This is a genomic window from Candidatus Mycoplasma haematominutum 'Birmingham 1' (genome assembly GCF_000319365.1).
GTDB classification, from domain to species: domain Bacteria; phylum Bacillota_I; class Bacilli_A; order Mycoplasmatales; family Mycoplasmoidaceae; genus Eperythrozoon_A; species Eperythrozoon_A haematominutum.
Genome location: NC_021007.1, coordinates 99217 through 114837 on the forward strand (window position 1 = coordinate 99217; position 15621 = coordinate 114837).

15 protein-coding genes are annotated in these 15621 nt (G+C 36.7%); 7 read left to right on the top strand and 8 right to left on the bottom strand.

Annotated features, from left to right (window positions below):
* Positions 1 to 2: 2 nt before the first annotated feature.
* From MHM_RS00575 to MHM_RS00605, 7 genes are all read right to left on the bottom strand, one after another.
* Positions 3 to 701: a hypothetical protein gene (locus MHM_RS00575; RefSeq protein ID WP_015511488.1), complete on the bottom strand. Its 699-nt coding sequence runs from the start codon at positions 699 to 701 to the stop codon at positions 3 to 5.
* Between the two features lie 31 nt (positions 702 to 732).
* Positions 733 to 1464, bottom strand: coding sequence for a hypothetical protein (locus MHM_RS00580; RefSeq protein ID WP_015511489.1), 732 nt, complete (start codon positions 1462 to 1464; stop codon positions 733 to 735).
* Positions 1465 to 2196 (bottom strand): hypothetical protein, encoded by a 732-nt coding sequence (locus MHM_RS00585; protein WP_015511490.1) that lies wholly within the window; start codon positions 2194 to 2196, stop codon positions 1465 to 1467.
* A gap of 65 nt (positions 2197 to 2261) precedes the next feature.
* Positions 2262 to 2888 carry a hypothetical protein gene (locus MHM_RS00590; protein ID WP_015511491.1) on the bottom strand — a complete coding sequence of 209 codons (627 nt, stop codon included), beginning with the start codon at positions 2886 to 2888 and terminating at the stop codon, positions 2262 to 2264.
* A gap of 77 nt (positions 2889 to 2965) precedes the next feature.
* The gene (locus MHM_RS00595; RefSeq protein ID WP_015511492.1) at positions 2966 to 3583 is read right to left on the bottom strand and encodes a hypothetical protein; all 618 of its coding nucleotides are present in this window, start codon (positions 3581 to 3583) and stop codon (positions 2966 to 2968) included.
* Between the two features lie 6 nt (positions 3584 to 3589).
* Entirely contained in the window at positions 3590 to 4390 is an 801-nt protein-coding gene (rlmB, locus tag MHM_RS00600) for a 23S rRNA (guanosine(2251)-2'-O)-methyltransferase RlmB (protein ID WP_015511493.1), read from the bottom strand.
* The gene (locus tag MHM_RS00605; RefSeq protein WP_015511494.1) at positions 4391 to 5686 is read right to left on the bottom strand and encodes a class I tRNA ligase family protein; all 1296 of its coding nucleotides are present in this window, start codon (positions 5684 to 5686) and stop codon (positions 4391 to 4393) included. It abuts the gene before it with no gap.
* A 61-nt stretch (positions 5687 to 5747) separates the two neighbouring features.
* Between MHM_RS00605 and MHM_RS00610 the strand changes: the two genes are divergently transcribed.
* The 5 genes from MHM_RS00610 (at position 5748) to MHM_RS00630 (ending at position 11771) form a co-directional block, all read left to right on the top strand.
* Positions 5748 to 6986, top strand: a complete 1239-nt coding sequence (locus tag MHM_RS00610) for a hypothetical protein (protein ID WP_015511495.1) — start codon at positions 5748 to 5750, stop codon at positions 6984 to 6986.
* A 113-nt stretch (positions 6987 to 7099) separates the two neighbouring features.
* Positions 7100 to 8221 (top strand): hypothetical protein, encoded by a 1122-nt coding sequence (locus MHM_RS00615; protein ID WP_146222355.1) that lies wholly within the window; start codon positions 7100 to 7102, stop codon positions 8219 to 8221.
* Between the two features lie 101 nt (positions 8222 to 8322).
* Complete coding sequence (locus MHM_RS00620; RefSeq protein WP_043902088.1) at positions 8323 to 10098, top strand: coiled-coil domain-containing protein; 1776 nt, start codon at positions 8323 to 8325, stop codon at positions 10096 to 10098.
* Between the two features lie 16 nt (positions 10099 to 10114).
* Positions 10115 to 11077: an L-lactate dehydrogenase gene (locus tag MHM_RS00625; RefSeq protein ID WP_015511498.1), complete on the top strand. Its 963-nt coding sequence runs from the start codon at positions 10115 to 10117 to the stop codon at positions 11075 to 11077.
* 37 nt (positions 11078 to 11114) lie between these two features.
* Positions 11115 to 11771 carry a hypothetical protein gene (locus tag MHM_RS00630; RefSeq protein WP_187286209.1) on the top strand — a complete coding sequence of 219 codons (657 nt, stop codon included), beginning with the start codon at positions 11115 to 11117 and terminating at the stop codon, positions 11769 to 11771.
* On the opposite strand, the gene MHM_RS00635 is transcribed toward MHM_RS00630, so the two are convergent.
* Positions 11768 to 12757, bottom strand: a complete 990-nt coding sequence (locus MHM_RS00635; protein WP_015511500.1) for an RluA family pseudouridine synthase — start codon at positions 12755 to 12757, stop codon at positions 11768 to 11770. The two genes, MHM_RS00630 and MHM_RS00635, sit on opposite strands and share 4 nt — an antisense overlap.
* Positions 12758 to 12776: 19 nt before the next feature.
* Between MHM_RS00635 and gltX the strand changes: the two genes are divergently transcribed.
* Both gltX and MHM_RS00645 read left to right on the top strand, forming a co-directional pair.
* Positions 12777 to 14258 (top strand): glutamate--tRNA ligase, encoded by a 1482-nt coding sequence (gene gltX / locus MHM_RS00640; protein WP_015511501.1) that lies wholly within the window; start codon positions 12777 to 12779, stop codon positions 14256 to 14258.
* 2 nt (positions 14259 to 14260) lie between these two features.
* Positions 14261 to 15616 (top strand): HD domain-containing protein, encoded by a 1356-nt coding sequence (locus MHM_RS00645; RefSeq protein WP_015511502.1) that lies wholly within the window; start codon positions 14261 to 14263, stop codon positions 15614 to 15616.
* Positions 15617 to 15621 lie beyond the last annotated feature (5 nt).

The window sequence follows — 15621 nt, forward strand, 5'->3', positions numbered from 1 at the left end:
GTTTATCTTCGTGACTTTCAAATTGTTATGGATTTTCCAGAAAAAGTACTTCATCAATTGTCTCGAGCCCTTTGTTCTCCCTGGTACATTTCTAAATCTTGTTTGCTAGCATTTTTTCAGCCTCTTTCATTTTCTAGATATCACTCAATTTTGCTTCCATTAGCTCTAATTACAGTTACATCTCAATCTTGAGGTTGTCCCTTTCCATATTTATCAATTTTTAACCGATATTTAGTTGACCCTCCCTCTATATCTAGGTATCCACAGTAGGCATCTTGACCACCTATAGTACTACAGTTTTTTCACTTATTTTCATTGATTTTGTAGTCAGTAAACAAGTCTGTTGTTTTTTCAGTCAAGATATTTTTAAGCTCGCTCTTTCAGTTTAAGCCTATTTCCTTACGTTCAGTATCTTGTTGAGCAGTCTTATATTCTTTCTCTATCTGAGTTCAGAGCGTTTCAAAAGCTTTATGTAGTTGCTGCGTCGTTTCCTGAGCGGTTGGTCGTCCTTCCAGAATCTCGTCTGACATAGTCACTGCAGTTACTAATTCGTTATCTAGGCTAGTAGGCGTTAGTTGTAACTCAGGTTTTTGCTCAGATGAAGTATTTTCTCTAGCATAAAACATTGTAGTCGCACCTGCAGCACTAACTCCTCCAGCTGAGAGCACTAAACCTAATCTAACCTTAGGAGTTATTGTCATAAAATTTACCTGATCAGCTTAAATAATTCCACTATGAATATTTAGTGATTGAATTTCCACTTAATGAAATTCACCTGTTATATGCACTTCTAGTTTCACCCTGAAAATCATCTATGTTATTAAAAGCTGAAGAAACTCAAGATTTACTATTTTCTGAATAATATTGAACATTACTTCCATTTTTTCTTACTACAGTTACAGTTCACTTCTTACCATCTCCTCCCCTTCCATATCTATCAAACTTCAATCTATATTCCAAGTTTTCCCCCTGTAGTTTTAGAAACCCACAATAACTAGTTACTCCTCCCGTTACAGTTGAGCAGTTTTTATATTCCTCTTGATCAATAACTCATTCACTAGTTGAAGATCCTGCATTTAGCAATATGTTTCTAAGTTCAGACCCCCAGCTTAAACTATTACCTTCACTACCATTATTTGACTGTTTTGTTCTATATTCTCTAGAGATATGCTCTCAAAGTTTATTAAAGAACTCATGATCCACTTTATCACTCTCAATTGAGGATTTATCAGAATTTGCAGCTACAGCAGGTTTAACTGACTGAACTTCTCTTGCATCTTCTCCCCCTTCAGTTATATTCTCTGACACTTGAGCTATTCCATCACTCTTTAAATTAGAAGTTATCTCTTCTGGTAATGCTGTTCTCTCTGCGTGATTAAAGTAAACTGCAGTAGTCGCACCGGCGACGCAACATCCTCCAGTAAAGATAGATAAAACAGCTTTAGATTTGGAAAAAGGTTGCATCTATTTCTTATTAATTTCTATTGACACTCCGTCTAATTTTCCCCATCAATTTTGAGCCATTTTATCATTACCCTGAAAGCTATCCAACCCTTTATTTAGGGCAGAATCTCACTTCTTGGATTTTCTAGAATATCACTCAGTTTTCTGGCTCTGAGACTTTAGTCTAAGTAAGGTTACATCTCAAGACTTTGACTGACCATTGCCATAGCGATCTACCTTCAATCTATATTTAGAAGCACCTTTATTCCACTCTAGGTATCCACAGTAGTCTGTCTTACCCCCTGTAATTCGAGAACAATCCTTATACTCAGCTTTTGAGATTACCCAATCGGTGTCATTATCCCGTTCATTTTTAAGTATTGACCCCAATTCCTCCCTGAAGTTAAAGGTATTACCGGTTTGATCATTACCTTTTTGTTGGTTTCTATATCCACTGTCTAGCGTTTTCCAAAAATTATCAAAACGTTCACTAAATTTCGATTCTTTTTCACCTGAAAGAGTCAATTTATCTTCCTGAGCCTTTACCTTTTGTAATTCAAGAGTTAGATCGCCCGAAGGCGATCCAACCTGAACAGTACTATCTAATTCACTTTGAGTGAGTGCCCCCCCCCGAGTAGTTGAATCCAATACCAGAGACTGTTTATTTAAATAAACCGCAGTAGGTGCACCAATTAGGCAAGCACTTCCTGCAGCACAACCTCAACCTAATTTGGTTCTAGAAAAAGAAACCACTTTACACTAGATTATACTGCACTCCCCTACATTTTTCAAACATTTTTTTAATTTTTAACTAAAAATTATTTAGAACTAGTTGATTCAACACATCAGTTGTATTTTTTAGGTATTTTTCCTGAAGTAGTTGGAGTATTCTGGTCTCCCTCTTTTCTATGTCCTCCAAATCAAACACCACTTACCTTTTTAGTATTTTTAGAGCTGTTAGTACATTTCATTCACTTGAGATAAACATTTACCTTTTTTCCATCTTTATCTTTTAGGGGAATTCTCCCAAACAGAGACTTATCTTTCTCTTCTATAAATTCAATATTTCCAACCTGACATTCTCCATTGTTGCTTCCAGAATCATTGTTACAGAGGCTTTTAGTTTTTAGTCAACTCTCAAACTTTTTCTCTAGCCCTTCCCCTAATTGTTGTTTACCTCACACACCTCTAATGTCGGTCAAAGCGGTTTTAATTTCATTTTCCCAACCATTAGCGGCTATTGTTTTGGTTCTTTCATCTCCAAAACCTCCGGCACCGTATCAGTAACTTTCATAATCTCTACCTGCCTGAGTATGTCAACCTGTTTTTCTTACTTGTTGTTTGTTAAAGATACTCTGGACAGCATTATTAGTAGGTAATCCTATTCCAGTCAGTGCCCCCCCCAGGACTCCTAGTCATAGTAAAGCCCTAAAGTAAAAAGCCATTAAATTTTTTCCCTACCCTACAAAGTGATCAACAACCCTATTTAACAACTCCTCTCCAATGGAGGGGGAGTTTGAAGCTATTTAGTTACCTTGGCCTCTTCGAAACATCACTTATATTGATTAGTTTGTTGACTCGATTCGCTAGCTGAAGCAGTGTTGTTACTCTCTGATTTCTTCTTACCCTGTCAAATTGCTGAAGCTTTAGCACCAGCCTTACACTTTTGTCACTTTACATATAAATTGTGCTTCCCCTTACTATCTCTTACAGGAATTCGACCATATAAGGTTTCTCCCTTATTATCTATGAATTCCATTTTTCCTACATAACAACCATTACTGGAATTACCATTTTCACAAATTTTTTTCTTATTTTTCAATCAGTTATGAAAACCCTTTTCTAATCCCTTTCCAACATTTTGCTTACCCCAGGAACTGCGAATCCCCGTTAATACATTATTAAATTCAGTCTCTCATTGTCTATTATTTTGGACTTGCTTATCCCTAGCATCTCCAAAACCTCCAGCACCGTACCAGTAACTTTCATAATCCCTACCAGCCTGAGTATGTCAACCTGTTTTTCTCACCTGCTGCCTGTTCAAAATACTCTGGACGGCATTATTAGTAGGCAAACCTATTCCGGTCAACGCCCCCCCCAGTACTCCCAACCAGAGTAGACCTTTAAGGTAGAAGGCCATTTAACTCTATTTTAGTTGCAGTTCCTCGAAGTTTAAGGTATGTGACTTATCTTTTAGGATAGCACCGTTCTGTTTTACCCATTCATATATGAGTATTCCTCCTGCTACAGATACATTAAGAGAACTTACACCATTTTTCAGTGGAATAGTAACTCTTCAATCAGCTAGCTTCTCTACTCTACAGGAGATTCCTTTACCTTCATTACCAAGTATTAATACACTTCTAGGCACAAATTCTACTTCAGAAAAACACTTAGAATCCTCCCTAAGCGAAGCAGCATAACTCCAAAAACCTATCTTTTTAAGTTTTTCTAGTGCATTAGCTAAATTAGGTACTGGAATTAAATTTGCATGTAATGCATATCCCTGAGAAGTTTTTAAAATGATACTATTTAGCCTTACATTATTAGTCGTTGAATAGATAATATAGGTCACTCCTGCAGCTACACAAGTTCTTAGGATAGCACCAAAATTGTAAGAGTCCTGTAGTTTATCCACCATCACAATTAACTGGGGAGAATCAGTTTTAGCTAGTTCAAAGAGTAATTCTTGAAATGTAAGTTGAGGTTTAGAGTTTAGGAATGCAAATACATCCCTGTACTTAGAATTAGTTTCTCCCTGTAGAGTGGAGAGTCAGGACTTACTTTTAAGGGAGTATGGTACTTTTAGTCTCTCACACTCAGAGAGCAATTCACGTTGAGAAGAAGGTAAAAATACATTCGCAATTAGTTTTCGCAATTCCTCCTGCTGCAAAGCTTCTAAGACACTCTTTTTACCATTTAAAAATAATTTGTCTTTTCAGTTCAATTAAGGGAGTATTCCCTCTTCCTGTAATTTAGATCTCAATATGTCAGCACTTACATATTCCTCTTTTTCAACTAGATTAAGTCACTCCTTAGTTTTTTCTACCTGCTCACTTTTTAAGCTAGGTAGTTCAAAACCCAGTCAGGAGAGATGGTATCTTAGACTCGCACTATAAGCTTCAATTTCACCCAATTGTCTGTTCTTTAGGGACTGCAATAATTTCTTCTTAACTCCCTCCAGTCAGGAGAGAGTTTCAGGCAAGTTGAGGTTATCTTCTATACTTTTGAGAAACTCATGCTCAGGAGAGGTTATTTCTACCCTTTTGAATCAGGGCGAGGCTCTTTCATTAACTAATAAAGCTTCAGCATAGTTTAGAGAACTCACAAAAGACTTTCATTCACCCCAATACTCTTCTAGTAGGGATTTAGTAATAGTAATGGGTTTATGATACTTAGACTTCAAGAAGATATATCTCAGAAAAGTTCAGGAATAGGCACCGGCACACTCTTCTATTGAAAATTGAAGATTTGAGGATTTAGAGAGTTTTCCTTCTTCATTGAGCACTTGACCTACATGTACTCAAGTTTCAGCTAGCTCTTTCTTAAAAAGGGAGCGACAGAGTAGATTTTCATTTTCATGGTGCGGGAATTTTAGGTCTACTCCTCCCCCGTGAATTGTTATAGGAAGTTCAAAATATCTTTGAATCATTGCAAAACATTCAATATGTCAGCCAGGAATTCCCTTAAATCAGGGAGAGTCATAATTGAAGCTAGAGAGTTTATTCTCCTTTCAGAGTGCAAAATCAGCTTCTTCTAGACTAGTAGCCTCGGAAGAATAAAAGTAATTAAGGTTATCATCCTTTTCAACTTGGTTAAACTTAACCGTTTGAGAATTCCTATCTCAGTAGGCAGCACCGGTTGAGATTAAACATTCAGTTACTCGTTGTATCTCTTCGATATTCTCACTTACTGAGGGAAAATTAGAGGGAAGCACTACATTTAAATTTTTCAGTATATCTAAAAAGGAGTTATAGTACCTGGAAGTTAAATTTTTTACACTTTCTCCAGTATTAAAAGCTTTTTTAAGTATTTTTTCATCTATATCTGTTAGATTTTGGATGTAATAATATGAAATTCCCCTAGATTTTAGATACCTAATCAGAAAGTCAAATGTAATAATAGGTCTTAAATTTCCTAGGTGTAGTTGATCATATAGAGTAGGACCGCAAATGTATATAGTGATTAACTTATTATCTGGCAGAAATTTAGGAAGTCTAGAGAGACTGTCAAATAACTTCACTGGAAATTAGTTAAATATTATAGGGAGTAGATTATCATTTATTATTTAAAAAACTCTTAGTATGTCTCTGATACTTAATACTTTAGTAGGTAAAACTCTCACTACTCTAGGAGCCTCAGCTTTTTCTGTATTGATATATCTAGGTTCTGTAAGTAAATCAGCAAATTCAAGTGTGGTTACATTTAACAATTCAAGAGGGGGGGGGGGGCATAAGTTACACACGATAGAAGGGAAGAAAGATAATGTAGAAATCCCTGCAAGCCCTGCTAAAAATCAGCAAAATACGGTAGCACTCCCAAAGTTGACTAGTGCAGCTCAAGAAGATCTATTGCATAGCTCACTAGAAAGTACATCCGCTGTTTCCCCAAAGGTTCTTAAGTTTACTGAAGTTAGACTACCAGAACAGTTAAAGAATGAGAAGCTAAAAGATAGGGAGGCTCCTAAACTTGTGGAAGATATACTTCAACTCTTAAAAGGTGAACTATGGGCTACTAAAAGTTTTCACAATCTTTGAATTTACAAAATAGAAGCAGTTTTACCTCGCACCTCCGATTTAGTACAAGATAGAGAGTTTGTAAGCACTGAAGAAGTTAATTCCTATACTTCAGGGGATTTTGGGGTTCAGTCAGATAGTGTGAATGCAAAAAAAGTAAGTATATCTTTGAATTCCGAAGCTTTGCTGAAAATACAACAAACAGGAGAGAAAGCTCGAGAAAGGCTTAACTCAATACTTAGTATGCGTTCAGAAATAGCAGCTCAGTTTTTTTCCGGCGCGGATAAGCTAGAATTCAGCTTTCACTCTTCTCCTGGCGCTAATGTTTTGAGATTTTCCAAGTCAATTGAAGGAAAGCACTACTATCTAGACATATATTTTTCAGGAGATACAGGAGAAAATCAATTAAGCATAGCAAGAGTTAACTACAAGGATAAAACTTGGTGGCAGAGTGACTACTATCAGGCTAATGGGTCTTGGTCTAAGTGGAGAAATCACATTGGAGGTAATAGGGAAATGACTCAGAAAATGGGACAAACCTGAACAGAATTAGATGAAGAATTTGCAGGAATGTTTACTAAATTAGACTCCAAACCTGAGATTACATGAAAATTTTTTAGTGTAATCTCTCAGTGTTTACGTTCTTCAGAATGTGCTCAACTGTTTAGAAAATCTATAGTCTTGTCTCAACGTAATACCGGAATAGATAGATCACTTTCTTGAGTAGAAGATCATTACAGAAATATTCATCCTTTTTCTGAGTTATTCTATAAAGTCTCTAATCAAGAATATTCTTTAAACTCCTAGTTTTTAGGGATTATGGTTATTTTTCCTAACTTGAAGCCTAACTATTGGGGGGGGGGGGCATTTAAGTTATGGTCTAATCCTTGCTGAACATAACTCCCCTTTTAGGCAAGGGGTTGATTACTTTATCGGCAGCCGGTCCTTCTCTATTAACAGCTTATTTTAGTACCTCCCCGGGAATGAAAGCGCCGCAAATGCATCTAAGTAAGTCTTTAGACAAATTAAGTCTAGTTGCGCAGGAAAAGGCTTCTCCAGAATCAGCTCCGAAGAAGGTTGAAGTCTTATCTCCGTCAGCTGAAATTCAAATGCCTAGAATTTTACCTACTGTTAAGAACACAGTCACTCTTGAACCTCAATCTTCAATTCAAAAGGTGGAGTCAGAATGGACTACTACAACCGCACCGCATGTCTTAAATGTAAAACAAAAGGTTGCACCTTCTTCAGTGAGAGAACAGTGAATAGAAGACTTGATAAAAACACTAGAGACTCCTATGTATGTGGAGCCCGGTGCTAGTTTTGTGAGTCTTGTAGAGGCTGATTTGCCTAACGATATTGAAGCTAGTTGAAAAAAGAACAACTCTCTAGTGCAGGAACTATCTCAGCTTGATTCTCTGGATAAGAAAACTTACTCAGTATCTTTCAGAGGTACTAGTAGTGAGGAAAAATATCATGCCGCCTCTCACCTAGCTCGAAGTTATTTCAGGGATTGAGGACAGGAACTAGAACTGAAATACAGAGTAGAGCAGAAAACCGATAATCAAGGTTTAAGTGTTGTGTTCTCTAAGACAAAAGATTCTAGAGAATATTCACTAAAGCTTGAATATGCATATGACTCTGTATATTCTGGACCTATGCTTTTTACTAATTATGTAACCTATAGAGAAGGAAGTTGGTGGACAACAGGATATTATCAGGGAGAGGGAGGAGAAGGATATCAAAAGCATATAGGAATGACTGATTATTCTAAAAATGGAAATCCAAATAGCGCAATAAATAAAAGTTTTGTTTCAGCCTTCCGAGAGGGAAATGTTGGAGAGCTAGTGCACTGGTGAAAGTTACTTTCTAAATGCACAAATGAGAATTACTGCAGACAATCCCTAGTTAATACAAACAGTACTGGTATAAACTTACCTAAAAACTACTATAGTTCAAAAAAGTTATCTAAATATTCAGGAGAATTTCACCCCCTAGTGATGATATGAAAAGAAACAGCTACTCAACCCCGAAGCTCCCTGTAGACCCCCTCAGGGGTCTCTGGAATGCTTTAATTTAAGTTATTTTTCTGTTATTTTTTAATGAAGCTGCATCATGGAGCGCTTTTGCGCTCATACTTATCACTTTGCTGGCATTCATAGGATATAACTACTGGAAAAAGTATAAAGGTGGGGGTAAATCCATTGGACCTAATAGTACTTCCGACCCCTCACTGGAAGGATGACGACAGGAAGAAATTGAGTTGGACAAAATGAAAGAACGGAATGCTCAACTAGAGGATGAAGTCACCAAGACTAGATCAGAATTAGGTAATGCATTATCTGAAAATAAGACTTTAGAGCTGAGTATTGCAGCACTTAAGGTAAAACTAGACACTTTAGAGCTGAATTATCTCTCTTGCATTGAAGAGCTAAAACTCCTAAAAGCAGAAAAAGAGGAATTATTTAGCACACAGTTAGAACTGTCTAAAAAAGAGAGTTCAATGAGTCAAACACTGCAGCACCGAGACACTCAATTGAGTGAGCAGAAAGCTATATGAGAGGCTACCAATAGGGAATTAGAGAGTTTAGGTAGTGACTTTAAGTTGCAATCTCAACAGCTAAAACAGTTAGAAATTGAACGTTCTGAACTGCTTACAAGGGAGGAAAATCTTAAAACTAACTATCATAAAGCAATAGAAGAGTTGAAAGAGTTAAGAGCACACACTAAATTACTTCAGAATGAGAAACTTAATTTGATTCAACAATTGACTAGCTTAACTCATGAAAGGGACAGGCAACTAGAGGAAAAAGAGAATCTTAAATCACAATATGTTTACTCTTGAAAGTTCTATGAGGCTCTAAGAAATAGCGGGTTAGAGGTAGATGTAACTAAATTACGAGAATATAGAGAGTTTTATCAGTCTAATTTCGAATTAATTCAGAGTTATAGAAGAAAAGAGGAGAGGGAAAAAAATAGAACTACAGCTGGTAAGGGGTTTGAGTTACAGTGAGGAGAAGAAGCTAAGTCACTATTTACCAGTGAAGAGCTAAAGTATATTCTCTTTGAGGCTCAACCTCAAAATGATCAAGATGGAAACAAGGGAGATTTCAGGGTAGTATTCAGAGATAACACTAATTTCTGTAGTGCTGAAAAAGTACTAAATATCTACATTGAACATAAGTATGCAACTAAAAAGGAGGAAATGTTGGGAGAGCCAGAAGCGGTTAAACACCCTCAGATGAATAGGGAGATACGGAAGGCAATAGAAAATGTAAAAAAAAGCGAAGATAAATATGATTTCATTTTTTTCATTACAAACAGGGAGATAGGGAAAGAAGAATTTAGGGAAAAAGAATATTTCCTCATCGAAACAGATGAGGACTATAGACACTTTAACTTAGAAGCACCTAAATTCTCTCATGATAGGGAGTTAAAGATTTTGATTCTTACATATAAAAAATCTCTGGAATCTCTCTGAAGTTTGTATATGCTCTGAAAGATATGAATGCCTAAGGCTCCTCTTAATCTCAAAGGATTATCTAGTGAATTACTTAATGAGATAGATAAATTTCTAGAAAGTGCTAGTCAATTGCATGATGGACTCTCTTCTAGTATGGCTGAACAGTGGAGAAAGGTGATTAAGCCTGTTAGGGAGGTAATTCAGTACTGGTGCGCAAAAGAATCAGAATTGAAAACCCTAAGTCTTAGGGCAGATGGATTGAGGACTAGATTTGCTGCTCCTCAGTTAGATTCTGATATTGGAAATACAGCAGAGATAACAGACGATAGAGACTCACATTCTATCATTTCCAATGAAGGGCCGTCTTCTGAGCATTTAGAGAATATAGAAGCACCGCTTCTCTCCAGTAAATTACATGTTTTAAAGACAATTCAAGAAGAGAGGGAGAGTTTAAATTAATAAAATCAACTAGGTTATGGCAGTGAAGATAGCAGTTATCGGTTGCGGGGCAGTCGGTTCTTCTTTCCTGTATTCTGCGATCCACCAAGATTTGGCTGCAGAATATGGATTAATAGACTACAATGAAGAATTTGCCAAGGGTCAGGCTCTAGACTTAGAGGATAGTGCACTGTATTTCGATGCCTCTCCTAAGTTAAAGGTCATTAAGCATTATCAGGAATTAGATAACTATGATTTCATCGTTATTACTGCGGGAAGACCACAGAAAGAAGGAGAAACTCGACTTGAGATGATCAAGGATAATGCTAAGATAATGAAGAAAATTGCAGAAGATGTTAGAGACTCAGCTTTTCAAGGTATAGTTGTAATTTGTTCAAATCCAGTAGATGTGTTGACTTATGTATTCCAAAAGGTTTCTGGCTTCAAACATAGAAGGGTAATAGGCTCCGGAACTGTACTGGATAGTTCTAGACTTAAAGTAGAGATCTCTAGAGAGTTAGGAGTCTCTCCCTCCTCTTTGGAGGGCGCATTTGTGATAGGAGAACATGGGGATAGCTCACTAGTTACCTTCTCCAATATAAAGGTAGCAGGCTTAACTATTAATAGATGCGAGGACAACCATTTCCCAAATTCTACATTCTGCTGCTCAGATTATGAGGAAAAATTAGAGAAGGTAGTAAGTCATAAGGCATATGAAATTATTAATAGAAAGAGGGCTACTCACTATGGAATTGGAGCAGCATTAGCACAAATATTAAAGGCTATTATATTTGACAAGCAAGAGGTACTGCCTGTTAGTGTATTACTGAATGGAGAATATGGTCTTTCCGGCGTAGTGATAGGTGCACCGGCTATTGTAGGAAAAACAGGTATTGAGAAGGTGCTGGAATTGAAGTTAAGTCAAAAGGAGATGGAAAAATTACATTCATCTGCTAAAATATTGAGTTCTAACTTTGAAATCATTCGCGAGTTGATTTAATAGTTTCTTTTTAGCCTCTCCAGCCCCCGGAGGGGGGTTGGTAGAGCTAATAGAAACTCCTAAGAGTAATGTTGTGTACCTGCGTTGATTATTTGGAGCAACTACCTATTTTTCTATAGCTGGTTTATTCTTTTGAATTCTAGGACTTTCCTCTATTCATATGAGTCAACATATGAAAGACAAGAACATAGTATCGAAAATCTTCTTTTTTGCAACCCCAACAGTCTGAAAGCACTACGTTATTGGAATTACAGGAGGTTTTTTTAATATACTCCGGAAAGCTACATACATAGGAGAGAAATGTTTTATCTTCTTTAATATGGGCTTAATTGCCTCTTCATTTGCAAATTTAGCTCTTTCCCTCTCAACAATTAATTTGTCTTCTAATCTAAAGAATCAGCGCCTGAGATATATTTGCCTCCCTCTCTGCTTTCCTGCTCTAGGATCTATCGCATCTTTCCTGATTTTGATTTATCTTCAGATAGAAGCTGAAGAGGAAAAAATTAGAGAGTGAGCTTTTAAACATCCTATGATGGGTAAATTAGCTATTAGATACTTTGAGTGACAGGAAAGAAGGGAAGGTAAAAAACATCGCTTTAAACCTAAAACTATTGAGTTTATGACACTTAAGAAGAAGCCTAAAACCTTATTAGATTACATGAATCAAATAGAGAGTTATGCACTTAATCCCTAGCGCTGCTGTAGAATAGTGGAAATAATATTTTTCTCCTCAGGTAAGGTGAAGGAAGCTCAAGGAAGTTTCAGCTCCTTTACTAGATAGGGAGGAAAGCCTATGCTATAGGATACCAGCGCTATTCGCTTAGAGTTGAATCTAGAGATTTGATTCTTTAAAGTTTTACTAATACTCTCAGAGTAGTATTTTCTATCTCCAAGTACAGGATGACCTATATACGCTAGTTGAGACCTTAGCTGATTTTTTCGACCAGTTATCAGTTGCAATTCTACTAGAGAATAGGAGTAAAATCCCCTCAATTTAGTCACTTTAGCTTCAGAGTATTTAGAGTGCAGGGAGGCCTTTTCCTGCAGTTTTACCCTAATTCCCCTATCATCTATTCAGTGAGTTAAAATTTTCGAATTAAATTTACAATCTCCCACTATGAGTGCTCGGTAAATCTTAGTTAATTTCTTATTTTTTAGTGCTTCACTTAGGAGGTTGTGGGCTCTAGCATTTTTAGCTCCAATTAAGAGTCCAGCTACAGGTTTGTCTAGTCTGTGTACAAATTTAGGTTTGTAACTAGAGTTTGAAGCACCACAAGAGTACTGTTGGAGTATTTCTGTTAGTGAGATAACTGAATTTGTACCATCTGGTTGCACTACCTGACCTGGTAGTTTATATACAATAATTATTTCCCCATTTTCAAACAATATTTGGGCACTTTTAAATTTTTCAAGTTCACTCACTTTTAGATAGTTAGGTTTTTTAGGTTCCATTTCGGTGCGTTCAGGCAGTACCGAGATAGAGACAGTATCTCCTAGTGCTAATTTGTACTGAAAGAAGCTTTCTGTATTATTCACAAGTATTCTCTTGAGCCTCAATTCTTTAATTATTAAGAGTTTCGTATAGTGAGGATAGAAATGTTTTATATATTTTCAGAGAATGTAACCTTCCCACTCCCTTTCTCTAATTACTAGTTTTTCAGTGGGGAGCAATTCCCTCACCCGAGGGAATTTAGTTTAAGTGGAGAATACAGTCACTCCATCCAGAAAAGTTAGAACTAGGTTCGCACCGTCACCCACTGGAGCCCTCCACATTGGGGGTTTACGAACAGCTCTAATTAACTATCTGTACGCAAAACAATATAATGGAGAATTCATACTTCGGATAGAAGATACTGATAGTGCTAGAAATCAAAATAGTCAAATTAAGGAGATACTAGATGATTTAGAGTCACTTTCCCTAATACCTGATGAGTCTTTTATCTGCCCGGGCGAATACGGCCCCTATTTACAGTCACAGAGAATGGACAGATACAGGGAGAGGATGGTTGAACTTCTTAAAAAAAAGAAAGTTTACAGGTGCTTTTGCTCTCCTAAAGATAGTGATAGTTCCCAGAGAGAAGAGTATCTTTACTCAGGAAAATGTAGAAAGCTATCAGAGGCAGAAGTTAAAGAGAAATTAACTGCAAAAGCACCCTTCTGCATTAGGCTCGAGGTAGATAATTCTAAAACATATGAGTGAAATGACTACGTAAGGGGTCGAATGTCAGTACCAGCTTCCTCTATGGGAGACATCATTCTAATGAGAAGTAGCGGCGCACCTACATATAACTTCGCAGTTACAGTAGATGACTATGAGATGAAAATTACAGATGTCTTTAGAGGGGAGGAGCACCTTTCGAATACTCCATATCAGCTAGCACTCTATGAAGCTTTTGGATGGCAAGAATCTATTCCAAATTATGGGCACCTCTCAGTCATCTTAGGAGCGTCAGGTAAAAAAATTTCAAAGAGAGATGCTGATTCAGAGAAATACTTTGTAACTTACTTCTTAGACAAAGGATTTTATCCTGAAGCCTTACTTAATTATCTCCTAATATTAGGTTGAACTGAAGGAGAGAGAGAGTTTTTCACACTTAGAGAGAGTATAGAAAGTTTTTCTACAGCTCAGTTGAGTGGAGCACCTTCTAGCTTTGACTACAGGAAGTTAGAGTGAATGAGTCAGTCCTATTTGAATCAATTAGAGTTACTTCAGTATCTGAATTTTTCACTGCCCTTCTTTAGGGGAGAGTACGAGGAATTTACACTGAAGCCCTCAAAGAGGAGGGAGTTTGCAATCTGTTTTAGATCTAGAGTGAAATACGCTTCATTTCTAGATGATTTAGCTACCCAATTTTATGCAGAAGAGTATCTTACTGCAGAAGTAATTAAAGAGCTCAAATCCTTTAGTAATATAACCACTATACTTAGAGAAACACTTAAAGAGCTTCAGGGAGATGCTTTAAACAGATTTGAAGAATTTGAACTTAGACTAACACTTAAGAAATTACTTTCAAAGTTGGCCGTTCCTCCTCCAACCTTTTATCAGTCTCTAAGACTCTCTCTAATTGGAGAAAAAGAGGGACTTCCGTTGCACTCTGTAATTTACCTATTGGGATTGCAAAGAGCTACTTGTAGACTAGAGAGGGTATTAGACTTATTTCCTCCTAAAGACTCCAGTTAGAGGTGTCTCTTTCATTTTCGAAGCTCCACTTGGAGCTTCCAGTCACAGGAGGATGGCCTTTCATAAAAGATCCTATACATGGAGAGATTACATTTTCAGATTATTCTTTCTGACTTTATTCCCTACTGAATACTCCAGAGTTTCAGAGATTATCTTCTATAGCCCAATTGGGGTTTTTATATGAGAACTTTCCAGGAGCTACCCATACTAGACTATCTCACTCTCTCGGGGTGTACGCACTTTCAGCTAAATTTATCTCTCATTTTTTATCCCTAGGAGATTTAACTATTGAGCGGGATAGGTTAGAGATTGACTTATGTCTTGCATCTTCTCTACTACATGATTTGGGTCACGGCCCTTTTTCTCACTTCTTTGAGTGGTTAGCACCAGGCTTCTCTCATGAACAGATGACTAGGAGATTAATACTAAATAAATCAGCTAAACTTTACTCCCTCTTAGCTGAAAGATCTGTAGTTTACGGTAGGGAGTCTGAGTTCTTTCCAGAAGAGGTTACCAAAATTCTTTCAGGAGAGAGTAACAGGAAATGGATAGAAGAATTAATCTCCTCTGATATTGATGTAGATAGACTAGACTATCTACTCAGAGATAAATATTTTTGTGGTAGCTTTACACTTTCTATTGATCCTAATCTAATAATTAAGTGGACTAGACTTTTAGAGTATAGGGGAGAAAGGAAATTAATTTTTCTAGAAAAAACTAACTATCAGAGATATTCCCTACTCTTATCTAGAGAGTATATGAGAAAGGAGATTTATTCTAATCCTTCTGCCTGTTCATATCAGATACTGTTGTATGCAGTATTCCAGGAGTGGAGAAAACACTTTAATTCCCCCAGATTTAGGGAGAATGCTATATATAAGTTACTTACTCCCTTATTTTCCTTAAACTTTGAAAAATGAGCACTAGAGGACTTTTTAAGACTTACGGATTGGAGTTTACTTTCCAGAGTTGAAGAGTTATTCTGAGAATTAAAGTATTCTCCTGAAGGATTGGAGAATCTTTATTCTTTGCTGCTACTATTTAAAGGTCATACTGAGGAGAGTGCACATATTCTGATTAGACTTTCAGCTGAAAACTTTACACTTTTTCAGGAGTTTAAAACCCAATTTGCTGAGCTTTCAGGGGAGATTGCATGCATCAAAACTATTTCATCGTTAATAGGAGGTAGAGAGAAAAAGAGAATCTCTACACTAAGTTACCTAGATTGAAATACTAAGGAGATTAGAGAGTTAGCACTTCTACTACCTTCAGCTAGGGAGAGTGAACTTCAGTTTGTGCTATTAACTAAAAACTTGTATACTAAATGAATAGAATATCAAAATAAAGTAGAATATTAGAAAGA